This window comes from Enterococcus wangshanyuanii (genome assembly GCF_002197645.1).
GTDB lineage: Bacteria > Bacillota > Bacilli > Lactobacillales > Enterococcaceae > Enterococcus_L > Enterococcus_L wangshanyuanii.
Map to the genome: position 1 here is coordinate 87248 of NZ_CP021874.1, position 13352 is coordinate 100599.

Here is a 13352-nt window from a genome sequence, read left to right on the forward strand (position 1 = left end):
ACTATCTATTTCAACGGATTTGATTACCACAAAAGTTATTTTTTATTATATTAAAAATTAATATATATTAATTAGATAATATATTATTCGGAAATAGAATTATCATTTTCTATGTTTAAAAAATAACGATTTTTCATTTTTTTATGTCTTAAAAATAAATTTTTCCCTCTTTTTTTGCTTATCATGTGATTTTTTTTTCAAGTATTTTTACTTTGTTTTTTGTAGTATGAATTATTTTTTTTGCAAGCTTTGCATCAATGCTTTTCTTTGCGTATAATATATAAGAGTCAAAAAAAGAAAGAGGGAGTTTATGTTAAAACGTTTTTTTAGCTATTATCGACCGTATAAGCATCTATTTATCTTAGATTTTTCCTGTGCTGTTATTGCAGGTCTATTAGAATTATCATTTCCTGTTGTTGTCAATCAAGTGATTGACAAAATCATGCCCAAAGGCGATTTTCGTTTGATCGGATTGGCTTGTGTAGGGTTACTGTTTTTTTATATTTTAAACACGGTTTTACAGTATATTGTTGTATTTTTTGGTCACAAGTTAGGGGTCAATATTGAAACGGATATGCGCAGGGAATTATATGAGCATTTGCAGACTCAGCCGTTCGAATATTATGACAATCAAAAAACAGGGAAGTTGATGAGCCGTTTAACGACTGATTTATTTGAAATTTCGGAAGTTGCTCATCATGGTCCAGAGGATGTTTTTATTACTGTGATGACATTATTGGGTTCGTTTTATTTAATGCTTCGTATCCATGTTCAGTTGGCATTGGCAACTTTTGTGCTTTTGCCATTCATTACGATTGCACTGGTCTTTTTCAATAAAAAAATGACAAAAGTCAATACTAAGATTTATGATAATCTAGGGGAATTCAACGCAGGTGTTGAAGCTTCTGTCAGCGGAATAAGAGTGACACAATCTTTCGCAAATGAACCTTTTGAACGTAAACGTTTTGAAGGCTTAAATCAGGCCTATCGTCAATCAAAGATCATGTTTTATAAATTGATGGGGGTCAGCTCTGCATACAATTATTTTCTCATTCGTCTGATCAATTTATTTACATTGATTTTTGGCGCGTATTACACGATCAATGGCGAGATCACTAATGGCGATTTTGTTGGATTTATATTGTTGGCAAACGTTTTTGTACGTCCGATCGAGAAAGTCAATAACATGATCGAAAGTTATCCTAAAGGGATCGCTGGATTTAAACGCTTTACTGAAGAGATCGACAAGAAGCCGGCAATCAAGGATCGACCGAATGCTGTGGCTGTTGAGCATCTGACTGGGGATATTATTTATGATGATGTCTCATTTTCATATGCAGATTCCACAAAAGTACTGAATCATATCGATTTGCATATCATTCCTGGCGAAACGGTCGCGTTTGTAGGACAAAGCGGCTCTGGTAAAACAACACTATGCAATTTACTGCCGCGGTTTTATGAAGTAAGCGAGGGAAACATCACGATCGATGGAATCAACATTCAAGATATGACCTTAGCTTCATTAAGAAGCCAAATCGGGATCGTTCAGCAAGATGTATTTTTATTCCCGGGGACGATTCGAGAGAATATTGCTTATGGGAAATTAGATGCGACAGAAGAAGAAATCCAAACAGCTGTTAAATTAGCTCATTTAGAAAAAGTCATTGATCAGATGTCTGAAGGCTTGGATACATTGATTGGTGAAAGAGGAGTCAAGCTTTCAGGAGGTCAAAAACAACGGGTAGCAATTGCTCGGATGTTTTTGAAAAATCCGCCGATCTTGATTTTAGATGAAGCCACTTCTGCACTTGATACAGAAACAGAGCAGGTCATCCAAGAATCACTAAATTCTTTAGCTGAAGGTAGAACAACAATGATCATTGCCCATCGTTTAGCTACGATCAAGCATGCAACACGCATCATCGTTGTCAGTGATCAAGGAATCCTTGAAGAAGGAACACATGAAGAACTGTTGGCAAAAGGCGGACATTACCGTCGCTTGCACGATGCACAGTTTAGAGATTGATAAACAAAAAGGGTGTAAACCAAAAGTGTCTTTGTACTTTTGGTTTACACCCTAAATTTATATCAGCCAAGTTCTTAATTATGGAAGCGATCGTACTTGGACCAAGGTTTTATCTGCGCGGCTTTCTACCTAAACCAATCGCATTTTTCATTCGTTGTAATGTCTTATTCGCAACTAGACGTGCTTGCTCAGCGCCTTTATCAAGAATCTCATCTAATTCGTCTGAAGCTAATAGTTCATTATAGCGAGTTTGGATTGGTTCCAGTAAAGCGACGACAGCTTCAGCTAAATCAGATTTGAAATCACCATAACCTTTGCCTTCATATTGCGTTACTATTTCTGCAACAGGACGACCTGTCACTGCTGAAAAAATACTTAAAAGATTAGAGATACCTGGTTTGTTTTCCGGATCATATTCGATAATTCCAGTAGAGTCGGTAACAGCTGATTTGATTTTTTTACGGATCACATTAGGCTCATCCAACATAGAAATGAATCCTTTAGCATTCGTATCAGATTTACTCATTTTACTTGTTGGATCTTGTAAGCTCATCACACGTCCGCCTTGTTCAGCGATTTTGACTTCAGGCATCACCAAGAGTTCTTGATTCGCCTGACCGTAGCGTTTGTTAAAGCGTTCAACAAAATCTCTAGTCAATTCTAAATGCTGCTTTTGGTCATCTCCTACAGGAACTAGATTAGCATTGTATAAAATGATATCTCCAACCATCAATGGCGGATAAGTCAAAAGGCCGGCGCTGACGCCAGTCCGTCCATTTTTTTGCGATTTATCTTTAAATTGAGTCATACGTTCAAGCTCGCCGATCGTTGTGTTACACTGAATGATCCAAGCGGCTTCAGCATGCGCTGATACTTCTGATTGAATAAAGATCGTTGCTTTCTCAGGATCTAAACCAACAGCTAAATATAAAGCTGCTAAGCCACGGATTTGCTGGCGTAATTTAATAGGATCTTGAGGGACTGTGATTGCATGTTCATCAACGATACAAAAGTAGCAATCATACTGATTCTGCAAATCAACGAACTGCTTCATTGCACCGATATAATTACCGATCGTTGGTATTCCGCTTGGCTGTATGCCAGAAAAAATTGTTTCCATAAAGTAACCACCTTAATCAATTAATAAACGTTATTGTTTATTATTATACAGCTAAAAGAAAAAAAAAACAGGGAAACAAAGAAAAAAACTAAATTGTTACAATTTCTGGACTAATACAGATTGAATAATAGGTCAAACTGTATCATTTTTTGTTTGAATGAAAACGCTACATTTTTTCGTGACGTAGAGGTAATTTATCTTTGCTTATTAAAAAAAAAACGTAAAATAACGAAAAAACTATGCTTTTTTTCAAAAAAAGACCTAGTATTTTTATTAGAAATTGGGTATACTTACATTAAACAGGTAAACAGTTTGATTTCCTGTTTTAAAAGAGTGATACTAATCACAAAAGGAGTGATGCACATGTTGACACTTTATACTTCCCCAAGTTGTACGTCTTGCCGTAAGGCTCGTGCGTGGTTGCAAGAACACGAGATTCCATTCAAGGAAAGAAATATTTTCTCTGAACCACTGAATATTTCTGAATTGAAAGCAATCTTGCGAATGACAGAAGATGGAACTGAAGAGATTATTTCTACTCGTTCTAAGGTTTTCCAAAAACTTAATATGGATTTGGATGAGCTGCCATTGCAAGATTTACTAGAACTAGTAAAAGAGAATCCAGGATTGTTGCGTCGGCCAATAATGATTGATGAAAAAAGATTACAGGTTGGTTTTAATGAGGATGAAATTCGACGTTTCTTGCCAAGAGGTGTTCGGCAGTTAGAATTACGTCAAGCGCAACTGATGGCAGGTTTATAAAAAATTTGAGGAGAACCTTTGTCCTTGTGACAGAGGTTTTCTTTTTTGACTATTTTTACATAGAACAATGAAACTATTTATGGAAAAGTCTACATATATGCTGTGAGAGTTAATGAAAGTAATAAGAGAACAGTTTATTTACAAATATTGTTACTTTTCCCTTTACATTTGGCGTGATTCCGCTACAATGTACGTAAGAATAAGTTTCCTGATAAGCAAAAGTGAGGTGTAGCGACATGGAAATGGAACATATCAATGAAAATACCATACGGGTATTGATTGGCAACGAAGATCTAGCTGACCGAGGAATTACGTTTTTAGATTTACTTGGCAATCACAAAGAGGTAGAAAATTTTTTCTACAGCATTCTAGAAGAAGTTGATGTGGAAGATGAATTTCAAGGCAGTGAAGCTGTTACCTTTCAGGTTCTGCCAAAAAGCGATGGGTTAGAACTATTTATTAGTAAAAATGCTTCGATGGATGATGTTTCTAATTTTGAAAATTTTAATGATTTGAGCTCAGAAGAAGTGAGTAATATTATTCGAAAACAAATTGAAGATGATTTTGCTGATGACACACAAGAATTTTCTGATAATACAGTAAAAAATTTAGTGTTTGAACTTAGCGATTTTGAAACAATGATTCAATTAGCAAATGAAGTTTATCTACAGTCTGTGATAGCGAATTTATATACATTTAAAGGAACCTACTATCTACAAGTCATTTTCTTGCTGGATGAGTTAGGGAAAAATGATGTGGAAAATGAGTTAGCCCAATTATTGGAATTTACTCGTTTGTCAACGGTCACTCCTGAAACATTAAATGAATATGGTACGTGTATTATGGAACGAAATGCATTGGAATTAACTAGATATTACTTTGAATAGACTCTATGAAACTGAAACAGCACCCAATAGGTGTGTTGTTTCAGTTTTTTCGTATATCATTGAAAAGATTGCGTATATTAGTAATAGAGGTGATTACTATATTAAATGCATATACGAAAGACAAAGCGCTCATTACACTACTCCATAAAACTAGAGAAGAGATCGATCAGCTTAAAGAAGTCCAATATTTTTGCCCAATCTGTGAATCTGTTGTTCAAATCAAGAATGGACGTGTAAAAATTCCTCATTTTGCGCATTATAGTCGGAGTGATTGTTCATTTGGCACGACTGGGGAAACACAAGAGCATCTTTCCTTGAAAGAAATGTTTGCTACTTGGTGTGAATCTGAAGGGCTCGCCTATGAATTGGAGAAATATTTGCCGGAAATCAATCAGCGGCCAGATCTGTTGATAGGTAAGGTCGCCGTGGAATTTCAGTGCAGCTCGTTACCTTTATCTAGATTGATCGAAAGAAGCAAAACCTATCGAGAGAGTGGGTATCAGCCAGTTTGGATCTGTGGAAAAAAGATATTTAGCAATTTAACGAAGTTAACAGAGTTGACGAGAAATTTGTGTTACTATTCTGAAAACATTGGTTTCTATTTATGGGCAGCAGATTGGCAGAAAAAGGAGCTTTTACTGTACTTTCATATAGAAGAGGACTGGAAAAAAAGAGTGTACTTTGCTAAAAGAACTTGGTCGATTTATACAGATCATCTTCTTAAAATTATTGATTTTCCCATGACTGCAGAGCTTCATCACTACAGAGAATATCAGGTTGGCTCATTGATTTCAGCTTATTATGATGAACTGAACAAAAAGTTACTTAAAAGAGAAGAGCAGGTACGATCGATTCAATCTCAATTATATAACAACTATTTTCATATCCTCCAACTGCCGTACTGGTTTTATTATCCAGGGCTACATATTTTTTGCTGTTGTGGATCAGATATGCTGTTAAAATTAAACGTTTGGAAATGGGTACAGTTTTTTGATCAGAATGTTTTTTCACCGGATGAACTAAAAACCTCTTTGATAGCAGAATTAGCAAAATCAACAGAATTATTTTATGATTTTCCCAATATTTCATTAGCATCAATTCAAGAGTATTGTTTCGAACAATTGCTTCGTCGTTTGATCTATTTTCAGCATTTGATCAAAACGTCAAAAGGTTGGAAGGTAAATGCTGGAAAAAATGAATATTTTGTTACTGATATCCACGAATGGCTGAAAAGTATTGAAAAGAAACGCGTAATCAGTGCTACTCCGCATCAAAATATGATACTATAAATTTATGAAAAATAATTCTTAAAGGAGTAGATCTAATGAGCGGAGCAAAACAATTACCAGAACGTTCCACATTGCCTATTGAAATGACTTGGGATCTAACTAAAGTTTTTAAAGACGATCAGGCATTTGACGATGCTTACCAAGTGTTGACGAAAGAATTACAAGAAGTAGAAAAATATAAAGGGACGCTGGATCAGGGCAGTACAGCTTTTTTTAATAGTATTGAGATGCTGCTCAACGTATATCGTCAAATCGAAGTAATCTATGTGTATGCTCATTTAAAAAATGATCAAGATACAGCGAATGCGACATATCAAGCATTATATGCTAGAGCAAGCTCATTGTTTGCACAAGTCAGTGAGGCAGTTGCTTGGTTTGAACCAGAATTATTATCTTTAAATGATGATCTGATTTGGGGCTATTTTGCTGAGAAGCCAGAATTGGAAATTTATAGGCATTTTGTCGAAAATATACTAAATGAACGTCCTCATATTTTATCTGCAGAGCAAGAAGCACTGCTAGCTGGCGCTAGTGAAATTTTTGGCGCGTCAAGTGATACATTTTCAATTTTGAACAATGCAGATTTGAAATTTCCTGTGATCGAGGATGAAAATGGTGAGAAAATTCAATTGACTCATGGTGTTTATGGCCAGTTGATGGAGAATATCGATAGAGATGTTCGTGAAAAGGCATTTAAAGCACTGTATTCAGTGTATGATCAGTTCCAAAATACATTTGCGCAAACGTTAAGTTCTCATGTCAAAGCGCATAATTATAAAGCCAAGGTTCGAAACTATCCATCGGCTAGAGCAGCAGCATTAAGTAGTAACCATATACCCGAAAGTGTCTACGATACGTTGTTAGATGTCGTGAATAAGCATTTACCGTTGCTTCATCGATATGTTGCATTACGGAAACGTTTACTGAACTTAGAAGAACTGCATATGTATGATATGTATACGCCGATTTTAGGAGAAGCCTCAATCAAATACTCTTATGAAGAAGCAAAAGAAAAAGCGCTGACAGCCTTAAAACCAATGGGAGAGGAATATCTTACCGTTGTTAAAACTGCGTTTAATGATCGTTGGATCGATGTCATTGAAAATCAAGGAAAACGAAGCGGTGCATATTCATCAGGAGCATATGACACAGCACCGTATATTTTGATGAATTGGCATGATAGTCTAGATCAACTCTATACATTAGTACATGAGATGGGCCATAGCGTGCACAGCTATTTTACTCGTAACAATCAACCTTATGTTTATGGGGATTATTCGATTTTCTTAGCTGAGATTGCATCTACCACAAATGAAAATATTTTAACAGAGCATCTGTTAGAGACAGAAACGGATCCACGTATCAGAGCCTACGTGCTGAATCATTATTTAGATGGATTTAAAGGAACGATTTTCCGTCAAACACAGTTTGCTGAATTTGAGCATTTTATCCATACAGAAGATGCCAAAGGAACGCCTTTGACTAGTGAGTATTTAAGTGAATACTATGAGCAATTGAATGCAAAATTCTACGGACCAGATGTTGTAAAAGATCCAGAAATCATGTTGGAATGGACACGAATTCCACATTTTTACTATAATTACTATGTTTATCAATACGCAACAGGCTTTTCAGCGGCTTCTGCTTTAGCAAATAAAATTTTGGGCGAAGAACCGCGCGCTCTAGAGAATTATTTGACCTACTTGAAATCAGGAAGCAGTGATTATCCGATCGAAGTCATGAAAAAGGCTGGTGTGGATATGACTAAACCACAATATATAGAAGATGCAATGAAGGTTTTTGAAGCGCGTTTGAATGAATTGGAGAAACTTGTAGAATCAATTGGATAAAACAAAAAAACAACTTCCTTTTGGGTAAGGAGGTTGTTTTTTGTTTAAAGTAAATGTAAATGACCATGAGGAACTCTTGAATCATTGAAATGGTTCAATTCGAATTTTTCATGGAAATATTGTAAGTTATCTTCCGAAGTTTCACAAAGACTTTTGATTTCATCCATAGATTCACAATCTTCAACAAGTACGCCAAAATCACGATCACAAGCGTAATTGTAAACAACTGCAGATGGATGCTTAGTAATACCCATCTCTCGAGCGATCTGCTGATCTGTTTGGAATGATTCCTTAACAAAATCAGAAGCACGATCAGCATGGAACATCTCTAAATCACCACCAGCTTCTACAACTAGTTTTTCAACTAGCTCTGATGAGTAAGGTTGATTATCAACTGCTACAGCTTGTTGAAGACCAAGAAGCAAATGACGACCTTTCTTTTTTCCTTGTAACTGTGCAGCCTTGTAATCAAGAGCAGCGGAATAGATATCTTCAAACAATTGATTTCGTTGTTCAATATCATGTGCGGGGATATCAAATAACTTTATCAGGTGATTAATTGTCTTCATATTAACTAATGGAATGAAACGAAACTGAATTTTTTTATTCTCCGTTTCAACTAATTTTAAAATATCCTTTTCTATGTTGAGACAAATGCCCCCCAAAGGATTAACGAACAGATAGATTTCAATCATTCATACTTCCTCCAATTTGACTCTTTTTTTGCAACTAGACATCATTTCTCAACTAAGTGACCCTAATTTATCAGAAAACTTGGGAAAATTGAAATGATATGTTTTACCATTATAACTTCTTAATCTTTTTGCTGGAGCTTTGCATCATTCGTTGAATTTTATTTAGTGAGGGTTTTTCTTTGATATTCAAAGTATCTAATAAACCAAGAAAATCCTTTTTACCAATGATTGCATCACTAACTTCTAACTCTAACTCAAAATCATGCTGCTCGTTGTACCAACTTTCATCTAGCGCGAGTAAACCTTGGGGAAGTTTTTTTTCTGCTCGTTTAGTTGTTAAGCTGCCGATTAAACGTAAATCGTCTTTGGGAATGCCTAAGGTGATCAATTTATTGTAGACAGCTCCTGAATTAGGGAGTATGCCTGAGTCAATAATTGCTTGTGCTTGCGCAGTGGAAAGCGAGTCATTGATCTCTAATAAACCGACTTTGTCAGGTACTTTCAAAGTGATTTCTGCATTTTTCGATAGTGTTCGAACTCTTAAACCAATGTGCTTTTCTTTTAACTGGAAATCAGCTGTATCAAAATAGTCATTGGTTTGTGTAAAAAAGTGGTTTTCTTCTAATTGAAAAAATTTAGCGGTGTGCAAAAATTCTTCTTTAGATAATAAGGTTTTAAATTCTATTTCTAAATTTTCACTCACTACTTTTTGACCCACTTTCTTTAATTTAATTCAATTTTTACATACTTTACCCATTTACGTCAAGAAAAGTGAACTAGAAGTTAAAAAGTTTACGAAAGTCTAAAAAAAACAGACAATTTCTCAAAATGTCCTATTTTTCTCAGCTCTATGGTAAAATAAGCTGTGAATCAAATTCAAGGAAATAGAGGGATTAGGATGGAGAAAGAGTGGGAGCTTTTTCTGGCACCTTATGAACAGGCTGTTGGAGAAATGAAAGTAAAGCTGCGTGGTATTCGTAAGCAGTTTCGAGAACAAAACAAACATACGCCTATTGAGTTTGTAACTGGACGTGTGAAACCAGTCGATAGTATTTTAACCAAAGCAGCTCTGCGGAATATTCCAGTAGAGCGAATTGAAGAAGAGATGCAGGATATAGCTGGTCTTAGGATCATGTGTCAATTTGTGGAAGACATTCGTCAAGTGGTGGATATCATTCGCAACAGAAAAGATTTACGGATCATTCAAGAACGAGATTATATCACAAATAAGAAAGAAAGCGGCTATCGTTCCTATCATTTAGTGATCGAATATCCTGTCCAATTGATTACAGGTGAAAAGAAAATTTTAGCTGAGATCCAGATTCGGACATTAGCAATGAATTTTTGGGCGACGATTGAGCATTCATTAAACTATAAATATCAAGGGGTTTTTCCCGAAGAGATGAAAGAGCGTCTACAAAGAGCAGCAGAAGCGGCCTATCAATTGGATGAAGAAATGTCGACGATTCGTGAAGAAATTCAAGAAGCACAGCATTTATTCTCTCATGGACGGGGGAAATTTCAGGATGATTATTATCAACGATTATCCGAGAAGAAAGAGAAACTAGATCAATAGGAGGCATCAGATGAAAGTAGCAATTGTTCATAATCCTGAGCATCTGTCAAAAGAAGTGACAGGGCGTCTGCTTTTGCTGTTAAAGCAAAATAACATTGAAATCGATGAACAACAGCCGGAACTGGTGATTTCTGTAGGTGGAGACGGGACTTTATTATCGGCCTTTCACCGCTTCAACCATCGCTTGGATGAGGTTAGTTTTTTAGGTGTCCATACAGGACATCTAGGATTTTATACGGATTGGCGGGACTATGAACTTGAAGAATTAGTGCAAAGCTTGTTAGTTCATCAGGAAAAAAGCATTAGTTATCCATTATTAGATGTAAAAATCAGTTTCCATGGGAATAAGCCAGACAAGCATTTTTTAGCTTTGAATGAGTCAACGATCAAGCGTGCTAATCGGACGATGGTGGCGGATGTATTTATTAAAGATGAGCTGTTTGAACGCTTTCGGGGGGATGGCTTGTCCGTTTCTACACCGACGGGCTCAACAGCTTATAACAAGAGTATCGGCGGAGCAGTACTACATCCCAGCATCAATGCGTTTCAATTAGCTGAGATCGCCTCATTGAACAATCGCGTCTTTCGAACGCTAGGATCTCCGATCGTGATCGCTCATACCGAATGGGTAGAGATCAAACTGCAGGAAAGTAATGACTATTTGATTACAGTCGATCAGTTGGATATTTATCAAGATGATATTAAATCGATTTATTATCGTATTGCTGATGAACGAATTCATTTTGCGTCATATCGGCATATGCATTTTTGGCATCGAGTGAAAGATGCATTTATTAGTGAGGATTAAGGGAAAATGGAATTTAGTTGGATTGTAGATAAAGAAGAACCGCAGCAAGTAAAATATTTTTTAAAAGAGCAGGGAGTATCTAGAGGTCTTCTAGCTAAAATCAAGTTTCAAGGTGGTAAGATCGAAGTCAATGATTCAGTCGAAAATGTTTTATTTAAGCTGTCCTTAGGCGATCGAGTCAAAGTGACGATTCCGGATGAGCTGGAGCATGAGACGTTGCTGGTTGATGATAAGCCTTTAGAAATTTTATTTGAAGATGAGCACTATTTAGTAGTCGATAAGCCAGCAGGAGTTGCGTCTATTCCATCGCAGTATCATCCGAATGGTACGATGGCTAATCGTGTTAAAGCGTATTATAAAGCTCAGGGGTATAAAAATCAGGTGATTCACGTAGTTACTCGTTTGGATCGTGATACTACGGGTTTGATGTTATTTGCAAAGCATGGTTTTGCTCATGCGATGCTGGATCAGGAGCTGCGGCAAAAAAAAGTCGTAAAAATCTACCAGGCATTGGTTGGCGGACATGTAGAGTCTTTAGCTGAACATGGGAAAATCGACCAGCCAATAGGAAGAGATTTATCGTCTATATTGAAGCGAATGGTCGTTGATACAGGACAACAGGCAGAAACAGAATACTGGTTGTTAAAGCGTCAGGAAAAACAAGCCTTAGTAAATATCCAGCTGCATACTGGAAGAACACATCAAATCAGAGTACACTTTGAATCGATCGGTTGTTCGTTATTAGGGGACGAGATGTATGGCGGTAATATGGATCAGGGAATTGAACGTCAGGCGCTGCATTGTTGTCAGTTGAATTTCGTTCATCCTTTTTCAAAAGAGTATATGGAATTAAGGTCTCCTTTAGCAGACGATATGAAAAAAATTGCAGCACAACTATAGCTAGAAAGGAGCGGTATATGTGAATGAAGGACAGGAAATGGAAGAGCATTTCTCGCTGCTGCTAGAGACGCTGCAGAAACAGGAAATGACTGAGTTTCGCGAATTGTTTTTAGCACTTCACATTTATGAACAAGGACAATTTTATCAATCGATCGATGAAGCAGATCGCAAACAAATCTATAGCTACTTATCACCAAAAGAGCTGGCGGATATGTTTGATGTGATCGAAGAAGATAATGAAAACATGAAAGATTATATCGCTGAGATGCGTCCAAGCTATGCAGCTGAAATGTTATCAGAGATGTATACAGATAATGCGGTCGACTTATTGAATAAGCTGGATAAAAGCCAAAAGGCTAAATATCTGAGCTTAATGAGTTCAGAAGATGCCGGTGAGATCAAAGAGCTGCTTCATTATGAAGATGACACGGCTGGGGCGATCATGACCACTGAATTTGTTTCGATCGTGGCTAATCAAACGGTACGTTCAGCCATGTATGTGTTGAAAAATCAAGCAGATGTTGCGGAAACTATCTATTATGTGTATGTTGTCGATCAGGAAAATCATTTAGTCGGAGTTATTTCTTTGCGTGATTTGATCGTGAATGATGATGATACAATGATTTCTGATGTTTTAAGTGAGCGGGTAATTTCGGTTCATGTGGGAGACGACCAAGAAGATGTGGCACAAACGATTCGTGACTATGACTTTCTGGCACTGCCGGTCACAGATTATGATGATCATTTATTAGGGATCGTTACCGTTGATGATATCATTGACGTTATCGATGATGAGGCTGCCAGTGATTACTCTGGTTTGGCAGGGGTCAACGTAGAAGAAGTCAGTGAAAATCCATTTAAAGCTGCCTCAAAACGTCTCCCATGGTTGATTACACTATTATTTTTGGGAATGTCTACAGCAACATTGATCAGCCATTATGAAGAATTAGTTAGTGAAGCAAGTATTTTGGCTGTATTCATTTCATTGATCACAGGAACGGCAGGTAATGCTGGCACGCAATCATTGGCGGTTGCCGTTAGGCGGCTTGCAGTTTCAGATGAAAAAGATAATAGCTTTACACGTTTGATCATCAGTGAAGTATTAACTGGTTTAGTGACAGGTGCTGTAACTGGGGTTTCAATTTTTGTTGTTGTGGGCATTTGGCAGCATAATTTTCCACTTGGCTTTGTGATTGGCATGGCAATGCTTTGTGCGATCACTGTTGCGAATTTAGCTGGAAGCTTGATTCCTATGCTGATGGATAAATTGGGTTTCGATCCTGCAGTTGCCAGCGGTCCATTTATTACGACCTTGAGTGATTTGACTAGTGTACTGATTTATTTTAATATAGCAAGTTTGTTCATGCAGTATTTTGTCTAAAGAAGATTCAATCATTTGATATAAGATTTATTAGTTAAAACATACTCAAAAATGGGTG

12 protein-coding genes are annotated in these 13352 nt (G+C 36.7%); 9 read left to right on the forward strand and 3 right to left on the reverse strand.

What is annotated here, in order from left to right:
* The first annotated feature begins 310 nt into the window (after positions 1-310).
* The gene (locus CC204_RS00420; RefSeq protein ID WP_088268283.1) at positions 311-2026 is read left to right on the forward strand and encodes an ABC transporter ATP-binding protein; all 1716 of its coding nucleotides are present in this window, start codon (positions 311-313) and stop codon (positions 2024-2026) included.
* A 109-nt stretch (positions 2027-2135) separates the two neighbouring features.
* On the opposite strand, the gene trpS is transcribed toward CC204_RS00420, so the two are convergent.
* The gene (trpS, locus tag CC204_RS00425) at positions 2136-3146 is read right to left on the reverse strand and encodes a tryptophan--tRNA ligase (protein WP_088268285.1); all 1011 of its coding nucleotides are present in this window, start codon (positions 3144-3146) and stop codon (positions 2136-2138) included.
* Positions 3147-3509: 363 nt separating this feature from the next.
* Here trpS and spxA point away from each other — a divergent pair, with 363 nt between their 5' ends.
* From spxA to pepF, 4 genes are all read left to right on the forward strand, one after another.
* On the forward strand, positions 3510-3908 hold the full coding sequence (gene spxA / locus CC204_RS00430) for a transcriptional regulator SpxA (RefSeq protein ID WP_010760718.1): 399 nt from the start codon (positions 3510-3512) through the stop codon (positions 3906-3908).
* A 236-nt stretch (positions 3909-4144) separates the two neighbouring features.
* The gene (locus CC204_RS00435; RefSeq protein ID WP_088268287.1) at positions 4145-4795 is read left to right on the forward strand and encodes an adaptor protein MecA; all 651 of its coding nucleotides are present in this window, start codon (positions 4145-4147) and stop codon (positions 4793-4795) included.
* Positions 4796-4884: 89 nt separating this feature from the next.
* Positions 4885-6084: a competence protein CoiA gene (locus tag CC204_RS00440; RefSeq protein ID WP_227011207.1), complete on the forward strand. Its 1200-nt coding sequence runs from the start codon at positions 4885-4887 to the stop codon at positions 6082-6084.
* A gap of 35 nt (positions 6085-6119) precedes the next feature.
* Complete coding sequence (gene pepF, locus CC204_RS00445) at positions 6120-7934, forward strand: oligoendopeptidase F (protein WP_088268289.1); 1815 nt, start codon at positions 6120-6122, stop codon at positions 7932-7934.
* A gap of 44 nt (positions 7935-7978) precedes the next feature.
* Here the strand turns inward: pepF and CC204_RS00450 are convergent, their stop codons facing one another.
* Positions 7979-8629: a ClpXP adapter SpxH family protein gene (locus CC204_RS00450; protein ID WP_088268291.1), complete on the reverse strand. Its 651-nt coding sequence runs from the start codon at positions 8627-8629 to the stop codon at positions 7979-7981.
* 109 nt (positions 8630-8738) lie between these two features.
* Positions 8739-9332 (reverse strand): CYTH domain-containing protein, encoded by a 594-nt coding sequence (locus CC204_RS00455; protein ID WP_088268293.1) that lies wholly within the window; start codon positions 9330-9332, stop codon positions 8739-8741.
* A 195-nt stretch (positions 9333-9527) separates the two neighbouring features.
* On the opposite strand from CC204_RS00455, the gene yjbM reads away from it, so the two are divergent.
* From yjbM to mgtE, 4 genes are read left to right on the forward strand one after another with little or no spacing between them, the layout of a single operon-like run.
* Positions 9528-10205 (forward strand): GTP diphosphokinase, encoded by a 678-nt coding sequence (gene yjbM / locus CC204_RS00460; RefSeq protein WP_087639613.1) that lies wholly within the window; start codon positions 9528-9530, stop codon positions 10203-10205.
* A gap of 10 nt (positions 10206-10215) precedes the next feature.
* A complete protein-coding gene (locus tag CC204_RS00465; protein ID WP_088268295.1) occupies positions 10216-11013 on the forward strand; it encodes an NAD kinase in 798 nt (265 codons plus the stop codon).
* Positions 11014-11019: 6 nt separating this feature from the next.
* Positions 11020-11913 carry an RluA family pseudouridine synthase gene (locus CC204_RS00470; protein WP_088268297.1) on the forward strand — a complete coding sequence of 298 codons (894 nt, stop codon included), beginning with the start codon at positions 11020-11022 and terminating at the stop codon, positions 11911-11913.
* A gap of 19 nt (positions 11914-11932) precedes the next feature.
* Positions 11933-13294: a magnesium transporter gene (gene mgtE / locus CC204_RS00475; RefSeq protein WP_088268299.1), complete on the forward strand. Its 1362-nt coding sequence runs from the start codon at positions 11933-11935 to the stop codon at positions 13292-13294.
* The last annotated feature ends 58 nt before the right edge of the window (positions 13295-13352 follow it).